This is a genomic window from Legionella steelei (assembly GCF_001468005.1).
Classification (GTDB): Bacteria; Pseudomonadota; Gammaproteobacteria; order Legionellales; family Legionellaceae; genus Legionella; species Legionella steelei.
In genome coordinates, this window is sequence record NZ_LNYY01000001.1 from 40,070 (window position 1) to 59,185 (window position 19,116).

Genomic DNA, 19,116 nt, shown 5'->3' on the forward strand with positions numbered 1-19,116 from the left:
TTCTTAAGCAATAAATGCGAAAGCTGCCATGCTCCCAACCGAGGAATTGTGGCGGAGAAATGCATCACGTGCCACGCTTCATCACCCGAACTGTTAATGAATCCTGTCGATTCGTTCCATGCACATCTAAGCGATTGTCGCGGCTGTCATGCGGAACATCAAGGAAACAAGGCGCGCCCCATCCACATGGATCATGGGCAGCTCGTGAAAATTTCTCTAAAATATGTATTGGAAACAGAAGGCCCTGCGCAGACCGACTCCCCTCATCCCACCCGATTAGACTGTCATTCTTGCCATGTTTTTCAGGATAAGCACCAAGAATATTTTGGCAAAGAATGCGCTACCTGCCATTCGGAAAAGAGCTGGAAGATTCCCGGCTACTTACATCCTAGTCCCACATCTACCAATTGCGTCGAATGCCATAAAGCACCACCAAGTCATCGCATGGAACACTTTGGGATGGTGGATCAGTCGGTTACTGGGGAAAAAGAAGCGCGTATTGACCAATGTTATCGGTGTCATCAAACGGACTCCTTCAACGATATAAAGGGCGTAGGCTGGTTTAAGATGCACTGACCTTGAGAATATCGTCTCTATTGATGGTCTATTGAATTTAAGAGACAATAGATAATTATAGGGAACCGAGGGGTATGACGCTTAAAGCCTCCTCGAGAAATCAATACTAGGGAGATTCCACCATGATAGAAATCCTACCCAATTGGCATCCTATCTTTGTTCATTTTACCGTGGCTTTATTTACCACCGCTTTTGGTTTCTACCTACTTGCTTATTTGGCTCCTTATATACGATACATTCCCGCAAAAATGGCTTTAGAATTTGAAGTGGTTAGCCGTTGGTGCTTATGGAGTGCTGCTGTTGTGACTGTATTGACCGTCCTAGCAGGTCTTTATGCCTACAATAGCGTCGCACATGATGAGGCAGGACATATGGCCATGACTGATCACCGTAATTGGGCCTTGTCTACGGCTTTTGTCATGGGGTTAGTTGCCATTTGGTCGGTATGGCGCTACGCCAAGCAGAAGACAGTGACCATCACGTACCTAATCGCCATGCTTCTGGTGCAAGGTTTACTACTCGCTACAGCATGGCGTGGCGGTGAGCTTGTTTATCGTCATGGGTTGGGCGTCATGTCATTACCCAAAGCAGAGGGAGAAAAGCAACATCATCATGAGGACAATATCATGATTGAAAGCCCTCTTAAGGCCCCGGCCAAAAAATAGAACGAGAAACCTAATCGAAATAGTAAGGGAGAATGGATTCGGTGAAAAAAATAATTACATTACTTTTTATCGTATTGTTTGTATCCAATGTGTTTGCTGCAAAGCGAGTAATCAATTTGGTCGTAGGATACAAAACAGTTTACTTTGCAGGGAAACCCCGAAAGGCCATTGCGGTGAATAATCAAATTCCCGCACCCACCTTGCATTTTAAAGAAGGGGATCAGGTTACCATCAATGTGACTAATCATCTTGATAAAGGAACGTCAATCCATTGGCATGGTCTTTTAGTTCCTTGGCAAATGGATGGTGTAGAAGAACTGAGTCAAAAAGAAATTCCCCCTGGTGGCGTTTTTCATTATCAATTCACCTTGGAACAAGCCGGCACTTATTGGTATCATGCCCATGCAGGCCTACAAGAACAACAAGGTTTATATGGCGCATTTCTCATCGATCCGCCTAAAGCACCTCATTATCATTATACTAAAGATTTTGTGGTTGTCTTATCCGACTGGATTAATACAAAACCAGAACGAGTTTTAGCGAACCTTAAAAAAGCTGGAAATTACTACGCTCCTCGTTTTCCCCTTCAACCTTCGCTGGTAAAATTTATTCATGATTATAAAAGAGGTTCTGTTGAAGAGCGGAAAAGTTTAATCGCAGATTACAAAATGATGCAGCAAATGCGTATGAGTATTTATGACATCAGTGATGTCGCCTATGATGCCTTTTTACTCAATGGCCAACCCAAAGCCAACCCTTGGACTGCCTTGGTCAAAAAAGGAGACATCGTCCGCTTACGCTTTATTGGCGCAGGCGGGGGCACCATTTTTCATGTAAAAATTCCTGGTACGACCCTGCAGATGGTCCATGTACAAGGTAATGATGTGAGCCCTTATACAATCGATGATTTTACAGTAGCGCCTGGGGAAACCTATGACGTATTGGTCAAAATTCAAAAAAATGCACCCTATATTATTTATGCCGAATCATTCGATACCGTGGGTGCTGCTTATGGGGCATTAGTCACTTCAGCCCATCAACCTGTTCATTACCGTGAAGTCACTCCATTCCCTGAACCATTACCTGTTACCAGAGAGATGATGGCATTGATGATGGGTAAGATGAACCAAGGCTCATTACCTATAACAATGAATCCATCGGGTATGACAAAAACAACACCCTACACCCATACTATGAAGACGAATTCCGACATGAAGATGAATTCCGACGCGAAGACAAATTCCGACATGAAGACAAATTCCGACATGAAGACAAATTCCGGCATGAAGACGAATTCCGACATGAAGACGAATTCCGACATGAAGATGAATTCAGACATGAAGATGAATTCAGACATGAAGATGAATTCCGACATGAAGATGAATTCCGACATGAAGATGAATTCAGACATGAAGATGAATTCAGACATGAAGATGAATTCAGACATGAAGATGAATTCAGGCAAGAAGATAGATTCAGGCATGAGGATGGATTCAGGCATGAGGATGGATTCAGGCATGAAGATGGATTCAGGCATGAAGATGGATTCAGGCATGAAGATGGATTCAGGCATGAAGATGGATCATGCTCAATCAATGAAGATGAGTATGCCCACTGAACCATCCATTATAGGCGACAAGCTGTCTCCTCCCAGCTCTTATTACAAAACCTCAATAGGAACAAAATATCAGCCGATGGTCCCAACGATTAAAACCAACGATCCGAATAAACCTGTGTTCAAGGTGATCAATATGGATTTGTTTGGCTACATGGATCAGTTCATTTGGTTTATAAACGGCGTGCCTGCTTATAAAGCACATCCAATCATTTTAGAACCTAATAAACGGTATCGTTTTGTGATCACCAATACATCAATGATGCATCATCCCATGCACATTCACGGCCATTGGTTTATTTTACGTAAGGGAAATGACGCTTATGATCCCTTGCTGCATACGATTGATGTTCCACCTGGAGCCACCATGACTGCAGATGTGGACACGGATGCAAGCGGTCAATGGTTTTTTCATTGCCATTTTCTCTACCACATGGTGGCGGGCATGTCGCGAATGTTTCAGTATTCTACCTTAATTGAAATCACCAAAGGGGAAAGGAAACCGCAAGACATTGTGAAACAAACCCCCTATTATAATCGTCCCATTGTAAGAGTCGATGAAGCAAGACCCATCGATCTCTCTCTGGCTAAGCATCCCATGGTACATCCTGCAGGATTATGGATGGCTTCACTCATCGATGTAGGAGCAGATCCCTTCCATAATGCGCAACGCCTCAACTATAGGGGATTATATGGACCTGATTACAATAAATTGCAGTTATTCGTCAATGATGCCGAACTGTATAAGGGAAATCTTGAAAATGCAGACATTGATATTTTTTACTGGCATTTAATCAGTCAATTTTGGGCGATTAAAGGTGGTGCCAATTACACCAATAAACCGGCGAATACGCCTTATTGGCAACCAGGAATTGGACTTGAAGGAATAATGCCTTATTTTATTGATACCAATCTTAGAGGCTATTACTATAATGGTAGTGCGAAATTAGATCTTGAGTTATCACGCGATACGCAAATCACTAATAATTTTCTCATCAGAGCAGGAATACGAAGCATCCTCGCTTCAAAAACGGTAACCCAAGCGGATATCGGCAGTGGGCTGAATCAAATGCGTTATATTGTACGACCTTATTACCGCTTAATGCCAGCCTTAGACCTGTTTGTTGAGTACGAACATGAGCATAGTTATGGGGCATTTAAGACCATTCAAGTCAATCAAGGGGAAGCACCGACCCAAGACACAGTAACCTTTGGCCTTGTCTTGTTACTTTAATGAAGGAGAGTGATAATAAACAATGACGATTCACGATTCCCTTACTTTTGTCTGCTCTCCTGACGAAGACAACTGTGCTATGTACATTCTGGAATGGCACAATGATGTCGCATAAGAGCAGTATGAATCGAGAGGCTCATACGGCTCTATGATAAGCTAAGAAGAAAGACCCTTGGCTTATCAGTTAATATCGTTAACACGATGAAGCACTTATTTTTTCACACTCTTGAGCGCAACGAATACTCGCATCAGCACACCATTTACAATGCTCCATGTGACTTGCACGTTCTCTGCACGCTTTAGCACAAAGGGCACAGATTTCTTGAACGTATTGCGATCCTCTGGCCATCATTTCAGCGGCTAGAGCACAGAATTGTGCGCAATCCTTCCTATCCACCTCAAAATGACCAACCCTATCCTTGTCTTTATCCTCATTGCGACAAGCTGTTCCGCAACATTCACATTGAGCAGCACAAGCCAAACAGGCTTCGATACACATTTGATATTGTTCATAAGCCATAATCATTTCCCTATTATATAGATAAGATTCCAATTCTAAATATAGTATAATTTTACTGTTTACAACGATAGGCTTTGCCCTCTAACCCATGTCGATCAACCAAGTGCGTTTTCGGATTGCCTGTAAATAGTGACTGATGTTGGGTAATCATAAGGGTATTTGCTCCTAAAAGAGCCGACTTATTTTTTAAAATATTGAGTTCATCTTGATACAAATGCTCATGGGATTGATACGATTGTGAAACTCCATTCACATCGTAAGCAGATATTTTGTCCAAATACTGACAACTTCGGCTGAGCTTACCTGCTTTGACTACTTTGATTTGAGCTCCTTCTGAAGTGAGCGCTACATTTTTACTACAACTTGAAAGCCCAACTAAGAGCGTAACTAATAGACAGTAGCTCGTCTTTTTTCTCATTTAATGCTCCTTGTTATTCTTTATTCTCTTCTAATTTAAAATGAGTGATACTCTAGGTGCACGCTCGCTAAAACCTACTCAGCTAATCATAAATCATGAATGCATCTCATGCGTCATGGTTAAAGGAGGCATAGCAACTCCTTTATAATGAACCAGGGTCATCATCCCACCTTCTTGATGATACAGCATATGACAATGCATCATCCAATTACCCGGATTATCCGTATCAAATTGCACCTTCACGGTGGAATGAGGCAAAACCAGTACGGTATCTTGGATGGCGCCGTTTTTAATGGCTTTTCCATCAATTTCAGTCACTTCAAACACATGACCATGTAAATGCATGGGATGAGCCATAGTGGTCTGATTGTGAAACACCATCTCTACCCGTTTATTGGAAGTTACTTGCAAAGGTTTTATATAAGGCCAAACTTGTTTATTAATGGACCACGAATAACCCATCATATCACCCTCCAGATTGACAACCAGCGTTTGCCCAGGATTTTGTGGTTTTAAGGGATTTACTGCCTTGAGCTTGAGTTCCTGGTCGTAATTGAGTGCACCCGCTGTTGAATCCGCTTGCTCTTTAAGGACAGGAATAGTTACTTTTGGTGTGGCAAGAATAAGGCCCGTTTGCATGGACGTGCCCTCACCTTGTGCAAGGATAGGATAAGCTTTTTCACCGACAGGAATTTTAACCAGTACATCCAGGCGTTGTCCTACTGGTAATTGAAACTGATTGGATTTCACAGGCTTAATCGGCTGACCATCAATGGCAATGGCCTCACCCTGTAACTGTCCCGTGTTGAGAAAAAAATTAGTCATCGCAGAGCCCGCTATAAAGCGCAAGCGTACGGTATCGCCAGGACGAACAGAGACGATTTCAGGATTTTTAAGGGTGCGGTAATTAGTAAGAAAGGCATCATAGGCCACATCATTTAAATCAAGCGATGCCTGCTTGCCATCCACGGAAGCCGTTCCTCCGCCATGGTGCATGTGCGCCATCTGACCGTGTTTTAATTCGGCAAAAATGAGCTCCGGTTTTTTATAACTAAAATCACCAATAAATAACGTGACGTCCTTAGAGCTTTGGACCTCATCCGGATCGGATATAATGAATGGAGCCGATAAAAACTGTTGGACTTGCAAGTCATGATGTGAATGCATCCAATAAGTCCCAGATTGTTTTAAAGGAAAATGATAATGGTATTCACCACCTGGCGGAATAGGAGCCTGAGTGATGTAAGGCACGCCATCTTGATCATTAGGAACAATCAAGCCATGCCAATGAACCGCCGTAGGTTTATCCGTCTGGTTTTTTACAATAGCGTCAAACATCTGTCCCTTTACTCCATGAAAACCCCAAGTCCCATCGGGCTGTTCTATTTTAAACAGTTCACTTGCTTTACCATTGATGGTGGTCGTGTATTTTTTGATAAGGAGTACGGTGGATTTCGCAGGTTGCGACACAGGCGCGTTAGCGCCTGCAATTAGATTATTTAAAGCTAAAACAGTGAACAATAAACTGCGAACAACTAACATCATAACAGCTTCCTGGATTAATTAGGGGCAACAGGAGTATACAGCGCGCGTAGCTGCGCTAACACCTTTTGTAATTTTTGCCAATTGGTTTGTGTGCCTTCTTTATCCTTGTTATCGCCTGTTTTGTCAAGACGAGTGGCCAATTGGTCAACATAGCTTAAATTGTTTTGCAGTGTTTTTTTCTGCTCCTCCGATAAGTCCTTGCTTAATGCAGGTAACGCGTTGACTAAATCACGAATGGCAAACGCATGTTCGTGTATGGAGGTCAGCTGATTATCGGTTATCGCCTTCTCGATGGACGCAGCATGCTTATCTACAGCCTGCCAAATGGCTGGAATGGTTTTAGGAATGACTTCAGTTTGCTCTTCAGTCGGGTTAGCAAATACCTGGGAGTAGCCACAAACCATCAAAACACTGGCTATAAGCCCCAACCAAAAGTGTTTTTTTTGTTTCAAAGTACGGTGCATCATGTTTTTTCTCCTTGAGTAGTTTCATTAAAAGCAGTACGTTTTTCTCGCCACACTTCGATGGCGTTATACACGGTAGGCACTACAAACATATTTAAGACCGTCGATGTAAATAATCCACCTAAAAGCACCTGAGCCAAAGGACGCTCCAATTCTTTACCTGCAGGTGAGCCCCATAATAGAGGAAATAACCCCAGTGCGGCCGTTGCGGCAGTCATTAATACCGGCACCAAGCGGTCCATAGTACCATCAAAAACCACTTGTTCTCGAGTTTTGCCCTGCAAGCGTAATTGATTGTAATGACTCACCAAAATGATTCCGTTTCTCGCAGCAATACCAAACAAAGTAATAAAGCCGATCATAGCCGCCACACTCATCTCACCGCTAACCACAAACAACGAAATGACCCCACCAATGAGTGCTAAAGGCAAATTAAACATCACCAATAACGCTTCTCTAAAGGTGCCAAAGGCTTTATGCAGTAAAATCAGCATGATAAAAATCACCAATCCACCAAAGGCCAAAATAACTTTGGACGCCTGTTGCTGGCTTTCAAACTGGCCACCGTATTGAATAAAATAACCGGTGGGGAGTTTAATTTTTTGTTGTACTCGCTGTTGCACCTCAGTAATCACACTGCCTAAATCGCGGCCCTGCACATTAAAGCCAATGACTAACAAACGTTGCACCTTCTCACGATTAATGGCAAAAGGTTGCGGTTTCAATTCAATCTCAGCCACGGCGCGCAGGGGTATTTGCGCCGTGCTGTTTTCCCCCACCCCATGCGCATCAATGAGCATGTTTTGAATGGCTTTAACGCTATCACGCCCTGGTTTATCCATCCGCAGATATAAATCAAAGGTTCGTTGTCCCTCTAAAACACTGGATACACTGACGCCATTCAGCAACACCTGCACGTCTTCAGAAATCTGCCCAACATTGACTCCATAACGCGCTGCTTTTTCGCGATCAAGCTTTATCACCAGCTGCGACACTTTAATCTGCTGCTCTTTATTTACATCCACCACCCCGGGTACTGATTTTAAAAGGGCCTCCATCGACTGCCCTAACTCATTGAGCGTGGATAAATTATCCCCAAAAATTTTAACGGCCACTTGAGCTCGAACGCCGGAAAGTACCTCATCCATGCGGTGGGCGATGAATTGGCCCACATTAAATACCGTGCCTGGAATATTGGCCAAATCCGCACGGATACGACGCAGCAGTTCATCCGGTGGCATGGATTTGTCTTTAGCAAAATCAAGGCGCACATCAAACTCACTGACATTAGGTGGCAAGGCATCCTCATCCAATTCACTGCGTCCTGCACGCTGCGCAATGGAAATCACTTGCGGGTAGCGAAGTAAAACCTTTTGCACCTGTTGGCCTAAACGCATGGATTCATCCAGTGAGGTTCCAGGCAAGGTACTCATTGCGACAATAAAGTTGCCCTCATGAAACTCCGGTAAAAAAGAAGTACCGAAAAAGGGAAGTAACGCCAAAGCAAAAATAAACGCAGACAGGGCCAGGGCGAGCACTATTTTGCAGTGCGATACGGACCATTGGAGTGCGTTTAAAAAATGTTTTTTTAGCCACAAGACAAAACGAGTTTCGGATTCAGCCTCGTGATTCGTTTCGCGCTCAGCAGTATAATGTCGCTCTTTTTGCGATAGGGCATGCAAACTGACTTCGGCATCGTGTTGTTTTTCTTGGCGATGTACCAGCATCAGGTAGCACAAAGCGGGTACCATGGTGATGGAGACCACCAGAGAACCTAATACGGAAGCAATGTAGGCAATGGCTAAAGGACTAAAAATGCGCTCAGCAATGCCTGACAAAAAGAAGATGGGTAAAAAGACGAGACTAATAATCATCGTGGCATAAACCACCGAGCTTCGAATTTCAAGTACTGCATCAAAAACCACTTCAATGGTGGGTAAGGGATGAGCTTCCTGTCGATTAATCCGTAAGCGATGCACTACGTTTTCAACCGTAATGATGCCGTCATCAACCACTTCGCCAATGGCAATCGCCATACCACCTAAGGTCATGGAATTAATGCCAATGCCAAAATAATGAAGGACTAAAATACCAACCACGAATGAAACCGGCATGGACAAAAAGGTAATAAAAGAAGCACGCCAATTCATCAAAAAGACAAAAAGAATCGCAATGACAATCACCGCACCTTCAAGCAGGGCCCGTGTTAAATTGTGAATAGCGGATTCAATAAAATTAGCCTGGCGAAATACATTGGTCATTAAGGTTACATCTGCAGGCAGTGCTCTTTTAATTTCTGCAAGTGCCTTTTCTACTTTAGCTGTAGTCGTGACCGTATCGGCCCCATAGGCTTTAGAGACGGTACCAATCACAGCATTTTGGATATTATAGCTCCCATCACCGCGTTTAATCTCACCACCAAAAGCAACGTGCGCAATATTATTAATGGTAATGGGTACACCATTACGAACAACAATCAACGTTTTTTTAATGTCTGCTAAGGATTGAATACGCCCCATGGTACCCACCACCATTTCAGTTCCTGCCTGATGCAAAAAAGCACCAGGCACATTTTGATTGGCAGAAGTCAAGGCTTGGCGTACCTCTTCCACGGTGATTCGATACGCTAACATGCGCTCGGGAATAAGACGGACCTGATATTGCTTGACCTCGCCACCAATAGATACCACAGAGGCCACGCCGCCTAGTGCCAGAATCCGTGGTCGAATAGTCCAGTCCGAAATAGTACGCAAGGTTTCAGGGCTTGCGGTATCACTGACCAAAGCGTATTTAACCAACCATCCCACGGCAGAGGTAACCGGTAACATCACCGGCGAACCAACCCCTGGTGGCAAGCGATTAGTTACTTGCTGAATGCGTTCATTCACCAATTGGCGATTACGGTAGATGTCGGTTTGGTCATCAAATACGACCGTGATAGTAGAAAGACCGACAGACGTTTTAGAACGTACACTATCCACCCCTGGCGTGCCGTTAATTGCACTTTCCAAAGGATAGGTAATTAAGGTTTCCACATCCTGGGTTGCCATACCTGGAGCTTGGGTTTGTACCACCACTTGCGGTGGGGCAAATTCAGGAAACACATCCACAGGCATTTGTTTTAAGGTATAGCCACCTAACAAACACAAAACCAAGGTGAGTGCCAAAATTAAAAGACGATTATGCAAAGACCAGGCAATGAGGTGCGTAAACATTAATGGGGCTCCTCATGACCTAATCGGGATTTGCCACCGCTAGTTAAGGATAAGGTATACAGTTCCTGATTGCCCTGGATGACCACCTCATCACCGGGTACAAGTCCTTCTTTTATTTCCGTATAACTGTCGTCACTGGCACCAACACGCACATTAACCCGCTCATAGTTATTGCCTGTGCGTACAAAGACAAACGAGACATTATCCACCTCAAGAATCGCGTTGCTTGGTACAGTCAGTGCCGCATTGGCATAGCGTAAAACAAGATTAGCCCGCACAAACATACCTGGCTTTAATACGTTGTCTTGATTATCCAAGCGGATTTGGACATTAACGGTACGCGTTAAAGGATCCAAATTGGGCTCAATGAGTGTCACTTTGCCTGGAAAAATCTGCTTGGGATAACTTAATGCATGAACATTAACCTTCTGCCCTACTTTAACGCGGCTTAAGTCTTCTTCATATACTTGCGCCACAACAAGCAACTGGTTCCGATTACTGACATGAAACAAAACGGTATTAGGCTCCACTGCCTGTCCCAAATTAACATTACGTGCATCAATAACCCCATCAATCGGGGATTTAACCGCCACACTAGGCGGTGGGTTGCCAATTAAACGCGATTGCACCGTAGCCAAAGCCTGGTCTTTAACTACTTTATCGCCTAAATTGGCATTAATGGCCGTCACAGCCCCACTGATTCGTACACTGACATCGGCTTGAGCATCGGGCAACAATTGAATTTGGCCATTAAGAGTCAGCAATTCTGCCATAGGACGAGGGGTCGCATCAGCCACCTCAATACCCAACATTTGAGTTTGCTCCTTGGTCAATTGTACAGGTCCTGCTTTTCCCCCCTCATTGACCTCAATTTCATCCCCATGTGCACTTACTGAAGGTGCATTTAAGAAGAGGAACAAAACAATCGCCCCACTCAGTCCTGTTTTAATCTTTTGTTGCCAAGTCATAACCATTGTCATTCCTCTGATAGGCTAAATATGAACACAGTCCCTTGGGTTGATCTGTACCCATTGCAGTACATAATGCAACATACACCTGAAAATATTTCTCTAATGTATTTAAATAAGCATTCTGTAAATCATTTTGTTGGCGCTGAATTTGCAATACATTTAACAGTGAAATTTGACCATTCTGATAGGCATCTTGTGCCAATTTTATATTCTCAATACTTAAACGAAGGGAGGTGTTTTTGGCCTGCACAAGACTGGCGTGCAAGGCTTTAAGTTGCGCATAATTGCTGGCTACTTCCGTTTCAATCGCAAGATTTAAAGCGCGTAACGCCATGAGGGCTTGGGTTCCTGTGGCGGCTGCCTCAAGGATTCGCCCCTGATTGGCATTTAACAAAGGCAGGGGAATGGAAAGAGTGATCCCTAAAGTGCGATCGGCTGGCTGTGGCGGTCCATTTTCTACAACAATCTTATCTTGTTGAACGCCAAGACCCAAAGTCCAATCGGCAAAGCGTTGGGCTTTCGCAAGACGCCTGTCGGCATTGGCTCTACCCACCGCCAACCAAAGACTTTGTCGGTCAGGGCGATGCTGTAAAGCAAAGGACTGCAACGTTTGAAGTTTAAGGAGCTTGAGGTGGATTGGTGTCTCTAATTGGATCCTCAACGGTTGATTGGCTTTCCGACCGAGTAATTGATTCAAGGTAGCATATTGACTGATGCGAAGGCTGTGCAAAAGATGCTTGTCTTGCTCAATGCGCTGGTATTCAATACGCGCCGAATTATCATCGAGCTTGGAAATTTCAGCAGCATGATAACGATCATGAATCACGTTCACTAACTCCCGATTAATACGCAGTAAATAATTGGCTTGTTGCAAGCGCTTCTCAGTAACCACAAGTGCATAAAAGGCAATAGCTACTTTAGCGCTTAACTGACGTTCCGCTTCTCGAATTTCAGCCCTGGCGCGTTCTACATCAATACGGGCTACCGTTTTTTGTTTGGCAATACGCCCAGAAATAGGAAACGCTTGGGTAAAGGCCGCGCTTCGAGAATATTCGCCTTCATTATTAAACAGTCTGTCGTCGTTATTCGACACATTAAAATTGGGGTTTGACCAAAGCCCTGCTTGCACTAATCGACCCGAGGCAATAGAGACATTGAAACGCGCTGCCCTTAAATCTTTGTTGTGGTCTATAGCCAGTTGGGTTAATTCCTTAAGGCTTACAGCAGGCTGAGCGCTCACAACAAAAGAGCAAAACAAAAGTATTAAAATGAGTAAACAACGCTCATTCACCCTGATTAAATGCTTCGCTTGCCCTAAAAAAATTCTTTTTAGGGGTAAGGAACAGGCTGGTATGAGTGGATAACCCCAAGAACCGTTCATACGTGTAACCACCGTAGGCGAAGCGCATTCCCAATGACGGATACCGAGCTCAATGACATGGCAGCAGCAGCAATAATTGGGCTTAAAAGCATCCCAGTCATAGGATACAAGACCCCTGCAGCAATGGGCACACCTAGTGCATTGTAAATAAATGCAAAAAACAGATTTTGGCGGATATTGCGCATCGTCGCTTGCGATAAACGCCTGGCCTTTAAAATGCCATTTAAATCACCACGCAATAAGGTAACCCCTGCACTTTCTATCGCCACATCCGTGCCCGTCCCCATGGCAATACCAATGTCTGCTTTGGCAAGTGCTGGCGCATCATTGACCCCGTCTCCTGCCATAGCAACAATACGACCTTTAGCCTTCAATTCACCCACAATACGACTTTTATCTTCAGGCATGACTTCAGCCATCACGTGTTTTATGCCCAATTTAGCGGCAACTGCTTCACCGGTTTTTTTACTGTCCCCAGTCAGCATAAAAATTTCAATCCCATCCTCCTGAAGTTCACGAATGGCATCGGGTGTTGTGGCTTTAATCGGGTCTTCGACAGCCAAAATCGCTGCCGCTTTACCGTCCACCGCCATGAACATCACCGTAGCTCCTTCGGCCCGTAGCTTATCAGCTTTTGCCACTAACAGATTACTGTGAACACCAAGCTCTTGCATCAACTTAGCATTGCCGATGCCAATGGAACGCCCCTCGATTATTCCTGTCACCCCTTTGCCCGTCGGCGCATTAAATTCTGAAACAGGAGCTAAAGTCAGCTTTTTCTCTTTTGTTGCGGCCACAATGGCATGGGCCAGCGGATGCTCACTGTTGTTTTCTAATGCCGCAGCCCAAGCCAATGCCTCATCTTCTTCAAACTCATCGGCCGTGATAATTTGTGTCAGCTTTGGATGTCCTTCAGTTAATGTACCCGTTTTATCAACCACTAAAGTATTCACTTTCTCCATGTGCTCCAACGCTTCTGCATTTTTTATCAGTACTCCATTTCTCGCCCCAAGTCCAACCCCGACCATAATAGACATCGGAGTGGCAAGGCCCAAGGCACAAGGACAGGCGATAATGAGCACCGAAACTGCCGCGATGAGCCCGTAGCTGAATGCGGGTTGCGGGCCATAGAGTACCCAGACACTAAAGGACACCACTGCAATCAAAATAACAATAGGCACAAACCAAGAAGACACAGTATCAGCCAAACGCTGGATTGGGGCGCGACTTCGTTGTGCCTCACTCACCATCTGTACAATGCGCGCCAGCATCGTGTCACTGCCAATATGCAAGGCTTTCATGACAAAACTACCGGTCTGATTTATTGTCGCACCAATGACTTTGCTACCCACATCCTTAGCTACAGGCATAGGTTCACCAGTAACCATCGATTCATCTACATGACTATGACCATCTTGTACTTCGCCATCAACCGGTATTTTCTCACCAGGCCGTACGCGCAGCAAATCCCCTTCCTGGACTGCATCAAGTGATACTTCCTCTTCGCTACCGTCTTCCCTCAAACGATGTGCACTCTCAGGGGCTAGTTTCAGTAAGGCACGAATCGCACTACCCGTTTGTTCGCGCGCTTTGAGCTCCAACACTTGTCCTAACAAAACCAAAGTAGTAATCACTGCAGCTGCTTCAAAGTAAACGGCCACCACGCCTTCTTTACGAAAGACTGCTGGGAATAATTGTGGGAATAAGGTGCCCACTAAGCTGTAAACCCAAGCTACACCGATACCCATGGCAATCAAAGTAAACATGTTCAGCCGCGTCTTTAGCGATTGAAATGCCCGCTCAAAGAAAGGCCAACCTCCCCACAAAACAACAGGAGTTGCCAGCACCATCTGCATCCACGTGGATTGACTTGCAGAGAGGTGAGATATTCTTCCATGCCCACTCATTTCTAGAATAAAAACGGGCAGTGTCAAAATGAGGGAGACCCAAAAACGACGGCGCATATCCCGATATTCAGGACTAATTTCCTCCATGATTGTCGCAGTAACTGGCTCCAGGGTCATGCCACAAATCGGGCAGTTACCTGGATGAGATTGGCGAATTTCTGGGTGCATGGGGCATGTGTACATCACCGCTTCACCTTCTTTGGAAGCAGCAGGCTTTCCTTGATGCGAGTCTTGCTTGGGATGACAACACGTATGCTTCTTTGCGCCTTCAGTGGGTTTTGCATTATCCTGTTCGTGTGGCATAGTTCACCTATTCGTATTTTTTGAGTAGTTCCATAATCTCATGGATGCGTTCCACCCTGAGTGATTCATCCTGACAGCAAGAAGCATCGGCAATGCACTCAATGATATGGGTTTCAAGCACACTAAGCTCTATGGATTTAATGGCGTTTCGAACAGCACGCAACTGAGACAAAATATCAACACAATACTGTTCCTGTTCAATCATGCGCTTAATACCTTGAAGCTGGCCCACAGCACGGTTGATGCAAGAACGCTCTTTGGTATGTGAAGAATGGTCTGGCATAGCTTAATATCCTTTAATAATTCCCACCGAAACATTCGCTAAACAGGAGTATCCAAACATGAATCATATGGCCGATTGAGCGAATGGATGCACTATTAAGAATTCTAAATAGTTCCCATTATGTATCGCTTCACCCAATCTCTGTCAAGTCATACCCTGGGGGGGTATAATGAATAACCCTTTGTTTCGATAATAGTTTATCCAGCATGAGCTTGTAACTTGCACTATACTCAATAAAAAAGGACTCATCATGATGAAATTAACGTTCCTAGGCGCCACAGAAACTGTAACGGGCTCTAAGTACTTAGTTGAGGCAGACCATAATAAAATCTTAGTGGATTGTGGGTTATTTCAAGGGTATAAGGAGCTTCGCCTTCGCAATTGGGCATCACTACCTATTAACCCCTCATCCATTAACGCAGTACTTCTTACTCATGCACACATCGATCACACCGGTTATTTACCCTTATTAGTAAAAAATGGCTTCTCTGGTCCTATTTACTGCACACCCGGTACCAAAGATTTATGTGCCATCCTTTTACCCGATAGTGGTCATTTGCAAGAAGAAGAGACCAAAAATGCCAACAAGTACGGCTATTCCAAACATCATCCGGCCCTACCTCTTTATACAATCCAGGATGCAGAAACGGCGTTAAAACAATTCCGAACCAAACTCTACGATACCCTTTTTGATCCTTTTAAAGACATGGAGGTTCAATTCATCCGTGCGGGTCATATTATTGGCTCATCCTTTGTTCGCATGAAGAACCATAATACGTCCCTTTTATTTACTGGCGACATGGGAAGGCCTCATGATTGTGTCATGCAAGCGCCAAGCCTCATTGAAGACATTGATTATCTGGTGATTGAATCAACCTATGGGAATCGCCTCCACGACAAGACTCCTCCTACAGAGCTTTTAAAAAACATCATTAATAAAACCGTGCGACGAGGGGGTTCCATCATTATTCCAGCCTTTGCCGTGGCGCGCGCCCAAAGCATACTCCATTACATCGCACTATTAAAACAAGAGCAATCCATCCCGGATATTCCTGTATATCTTGATAGCCCCATGGCCATCAATGCAACCCATATTCTGTGTCACCATCAAGAAGACCACCGTCTGTCGGAACAGGAATGTAAAAACCTGTGTGACACGGCAACCTACATCAGGACCCCTGAGGAATCCAAACAACTCGATAGCAATCAGTTTCCCAAAATCATCATTTCGGCCAGCGGTATGGCAACAGGAGGTCGTATTTTATTTCATTTAAAAGCCTATGCCCCTCACCATAAGAACACTATCCTTTTTGCCGGCTACCAAGCAGGTGGAACGCGTGGTGCCCGTATGATTCAAGGTGAGACGGAAATTAAAATACACGGGCAGATGGTTCCTGTTAAAGCACAGGTTGAATCCTTAAGTAACCTTTCTGCCCATGCAGATTACGAAGAGCTCCTGCACTGGTTAAGCCATTTTCGTAAACCACCTAAAAAAGTTTTTATTACCCATGGCGAACCTCAAGCGGCAACTTCATTACAGGCGAAAATAGAACAGCAATTTGGCTGGACCTGTGTGGTCCCTCACTACCAACAAACGGAAGAGCTCACGTGAACACCACTCATGCAGCATTAACACTTACCCATATAGGGATTAACTCGTCAAAAATGGCGATTATTTACATGCGCGAAGACTGTCACATCTGTCGCTCAGAAGGGTTTGTGGCCGAGGCCCGCGTAGAAGTCACACTTAATAACCAAACCATCATCGCCACCATCAATACCACTGAGGTAACATCCAATTTACTCAAACCCGGCGAAGCAAGCCTCTCGAGCTATGCTTGGGATTTGCTCTCAGCAAAGATAGGCGATAAAATTTCTATTGCCCACCCAAAGCCACTTGACTCATTAAGCTCTATTCGCTCCAAACTTTATGGGAATGAATTAAAAAAAGATGAAATTAACCACATTGTGGCGGATGTCGTGACAGGACAACTCTCCGATGTTCAGATTGCTATGTTTCTTGCAGGAAGTGCGGGAAGTCGATTGAACACCAATGAAATCCTTGATTTAACGAACGCCATGGTGCAAACCGGAAAGAAATTGCACTGGCCCTCACCGTTTATTGTGGATAAGCACTGTGTTGGTGGCTTACCCGGCAATCGCACTACCTTAATTGTAGTTCCTATAGTTGCAGCCTTTGGACTCATGATGCCTAAAACCTCCTCCAGAGCCATAACCTCACCCGCAGGAACAGCCGACACCATGGAGGTTTTTGCGCCCGTTAATTTAGACATCAAAACCATGCAAAAAGTCGTGGAGCAAGAACATGGGTGCATTGCTTGGGGTGGTGCCGTTGCTTTAAGCCCCGCGGATGATTTACTCATTCGCATTGAACGTTCCATCGATTTAGACAGCGAAGGACAAATGGTGGCTTCCATTCTCTCTAAAAAAATTGCCGCGGGCTCGACCCACATTGTCATTGACATTCCAATTGGTCCTACTGCAAAAGTAAGGACGATGGAACAAGCAACAGCGTTAAAAAATACCTTAGAGCGTATCGCCAAAGAATTTTCCATCCAACTCAATAGTGTTTTTACAGATGGAACCCAACCCGTTGGTCGTGGCATCGGGCCTGCTCTTGAAGCAAGGGATGTATTTTCTGTGCTTTCTTGTCACCCCTCAGCACCTCAAGATTTACGAGACCGTGCCTTAACCCTGGCAGGACACCTACTCGAATTTTCTCCCGAAGTTGTATCCGGTACGGGCAAACAACTGGCAGAATTCCTATTGAATAGCGGAAAAGCATTAACAAAATTCGAAGCAATTTGCCAAGCCCAAGGTGGATTTTTTGATATTCCGTCCGCACCCTACACCCAAACCATTGAATCCACACAAACAGGCAAGGTTACGAGCATTGATAATCGCTTAATTGCCCGTCTTGCAAAACTAGCCGGGGCACCCAAATCAAAAGCAGCGGGAGTTGAACTCTTAGCGCCTTTAAACACTAATGTAGAAAAAGGCCAACCTTTACTCATTGTTCATGCAGAAACTCAAGGTGAGCTTGATTATGCCTTGGCGTTTCATCGACAAGGGCATCCTGTTATCCATATTGAGGAATCCCCATGAAGCCAACACCAATCCTCTTTTCCCTGTTTGGCAGCGACCATTTTGCCAAGGCGATGCAGCCGCAACTGGGGTATGAAATGGGCAGTATCACACTGCACCAATTTCCCGACGATGAAACCGTGATTAACATCAAATCTTCAGTGAACGACAAAAACGTCATCATGATTGCTGATTTAACCCATCCCAATGACAAAATACTGCCTCTTCTCTTCGCTGCTGAAACAGCCAAAGAATTAGGAGCAAAAAAAATAGGTCTCATCGCACCCTATCTTGTTTACATGCGCCAGGATAAACGGTTCCAACCCGGAGACAGTATTACTTCTCACTATTTTGCAACACTGATTTCAAACTATTTTGATGGCTTGATGACTATTGACCCTCATCTTCATCGTTGGCATGCTTTAAATGATATTTATTCCATCCCAGCAATTGCACTGCATGCAACTAAGCCCATTGCCGCTTGGATTAAAGCTAATGTACCTGATGCATTGCTTATTGGACCCGATGCTGAAAGCGCGCAATGGGTTTCAGATATTGCTCAAAGAATTAAAGCACCCTTTTTAGTTCTGGAAAAACAAAGAAAAGGCGATAATCTCGTTGAAATATCCATTCCGCAAATTAGCTTATATCAAAGCCATACACCCATCTTAGTCGATGATATTATTTCAACCGCAGCCACCCTGATTAAAACGGTCAATCATTTAAAATCACTCCATATGAAGCCTCCTATTTGTATTGGAGTACATGCCCTATTTGCTGGCAATGCCTATGAGGACTTACAACAAGCAGGAGTAAAGCAAATCATCACCTGCAATACCATTGCCCATGCCTCGAACGCAATTGATGTAACGGATTTGATGATTCAAGCAATGGATGATTTATTTAAGACTTAA

The 19,116-nt window shown here is 44.5% G+C and carries 15 protein-coding genes; 6 read left to right on the forward strand and 9 right to left on the reverse strand.

Going from position 1 to position 19,116, the window contains the following annotated elements; genetic code table 11:
- Positions 1 to 48 precede the first annotated feature (48 nt).
- From Lste_RS00200 to Lste_RS18620, 3 genes are all read left to right on the forward strand, one after another.
- A complete protein-coding gene (locus tag Lste_RS00200; protein ID WP_237760391.1) occupies positions 49 to 576 on the forward strand; it encodes a class III cytochrome C family protein in 528 nt (175 codons plus the stop codon).
- 122 nt (positions 577 to 698) lie between these two features.
- Complete coding sequence (locus tag Lste_RS00205) at positions 699 to 1,241, forward strand: DUF2231 domain-containing protein (RefSeq protein ID WP_068310826.1); 543 nt, start codon at positions 699 to 701, stop codon at positions 1,239 to 1,241.
- Positions 1,242 to 1,273: 32 nt separating this feature from the next.
- Entirely contained in the window at positions 1,274 to 4,090 is a 2,817-nt protein-coding gene (locus tag Lste_RS18620) for a multicopper oxidase domain-containing protein (protein ID WP_083503879.1), read from the forward strand.
- A 193-nt stretch (positions 4,091 to 4,283) separates the two neighbouring features.
- Here Lste_RS18620 and Lste_RS00215 read toward each other — a convergent pair whose 3' ends face one another.
- The 9 genes from Lste_RS00215 to Lste_RS00255 all read right to left on the reverse strand — a co-directional run bounded on the left by Lste_RS00215 (position 4,284) and on the right by Lste_RS00255 (position 15,097).
- Positions 4,284 to 4,610, reverse strand: coding sequence for a four-helix bundle copper-binding protein (locus Lste_RS00215; protein WP_058509074.1), 327 nt, complete (start codon positions 4,608 to 4,610; stop codon positions 4,284 to 4,286).
- A 52-nt stretch (positions 4,611 to 4,662) separates the two neighbouring features.
- Positions 4,663 to 5,028, reverse strand: coding sequence for a DUF4156 domain-containing protein (locus tag Lste_RS00220; protein ID WP_058387927.1), 366 nt, complete (start codon positions 5,026 to 5,028; stop codon positions 4,663 to 4,665).
- A gap of 93 nt (positions 5,029 to 5,121) precedes the next feature.
- Entirely contained in the window at positions 5,122 to 6,573 is a 1,452-nt protein-coding gene (locus Lste_RS00225) for a multicopper oxidase family protein (RefSeq protein ID WP_237760392.1), read from the reverse strand.
- A gap of 14 nt (positions 6,574 to 6,587) precedes the next feature.
- The gene (locus tag Lste_RS00230) at positions 6,588 to 7,040 is read right to left on the reverse strand and encodes a hypothetical protein (RefSeq protein WP_058509075.1); all 453 of its coding nucleotides are present in this window, start codon (positions 7,038 to 7,040) and stop codon (positions 6,588 to 6,590) included.
- Positions 7,037 to 10,252, reverse strand: coding sequence for an efflux RND transporter permease subunit (locus Lste_RS00235; RefSeq protein WP_058509076.1), 3,216 nt, complete (start codon positions 10,250 to 10,252; stop codon positions 7,037 to 7,039). Before Lste_RS00235 ends, Lste_RS00230 begins: the two co-directional genes overlap by 4 nt.
- Positions 10,252 to 11,220: an efflux RND transporter periplasmic adaptor subunit gene (locus Lste_RS00240; RefSeq protein ID WP_058509159.1), complete on the reverse strand. Its 969-nt coding sequence runs from the start codon at positions 11,218 to 11,220 to the stop codon at positions 10,252 to 10,254. The genes Lste_RS00235 and Lste_RS00240 overlap by 1 nt, the downstream gene beginning before the upstream one ends.
- The gene (locus Lste_RS00245) at positions 11,198 to 12,604 is read right to left on the reverse strand and encodes a TolC family protein (protein ID WP_083503880.1); all 1,407 of its coding nucleotides are present in this window, start codon (positions 12,602 to 12,604) and stop codon (positions 11,198 to 11,200) included. Before Lste_RS00245 ends, Lste_RS00240 begins: the two co-directional genes overlap by 23 nt.
- Positions 12,601 to 14,814: a copper-transporting P-type ATPase gene (locus tag Lste_RS00250; protein ID WP_058509077.1), complete on the reverse strand. Its 2,214-nt coding sequence runs from the start codon at positions 14,812 to 14,814 to the stop codon at positions 12,601 to 12,603. The genes Lste_RS00245 and Lste_RS00250 overlap by 4 nt, the downstream gene beginning before the upstream one ends.
- 7 nt (positions 14,815 to 14,821) lie before the next feature.
- The gene (locus tag Lste_RS00255; protein ID WP_058509078.1) at positions 14,822 to 15,097 is read right to left on the reverse strand and encodes a metal-sensitive transcriptional regulator; all 276 of its coding nucleotides are present in this window, start codon (positions 15,095 to 15,097) and stop codon (positions 14,822 to 14,824) included.
- Between the two features lie 253 nt (positions 15,098 to 15,350).
- Between Lste_RS00255 and Lste_RS00260 the strand changes: the two genes are divergently transcribed.
- Genes Lste_RS00260 through Lste_RS00270 form a run of 3 tightly spaced genes read left to right on the forward strand, consistent with a single transcriptional unit; the run spans position 15,351 to position 19,116 of the window.
- Positions 15,351 to 16,709 (forward strand): MBL fold metallo-hydrolase RNA specificity domain-containing protein, encoded by a 1,359-nt coding sequence (locus Lste_RS00260; protein WP_058509161.1) that lies wholly within the window; start codon positions 15,351 to 15,353, stop codon positions 16,707 to 16,709.
- Positions 16,706 to 18,223 (forward strand): thymidine phosphorylase family protein, encoded by a 1,518-nt coding sequence (locus Lste_RS00265; RefSeq protein ID WP_058509079.1) that lies wholly within the window; start codon positions 16,706 to 16,708, stop codon positions 18,221 to 18,223. Before Lste_RS00260 ends, Lste_RS00265 begins: the two co-directional genes overlap by 4 nt.
- Positions 18,220 to 19,116, forward strand: coding sequence for a ribose-phosphate pyrophosphokinase (locus tag Lste_RS00270; protein WP_058509080.1), 897 nt, complete (start codon positions 18,220 to 18,222; stop codon positions 19,114 to 19,116). The genes Lste_RS00265 and Lste_RS00270 overlap by 4 nt, the downstream gene beginning before the upstream one ends.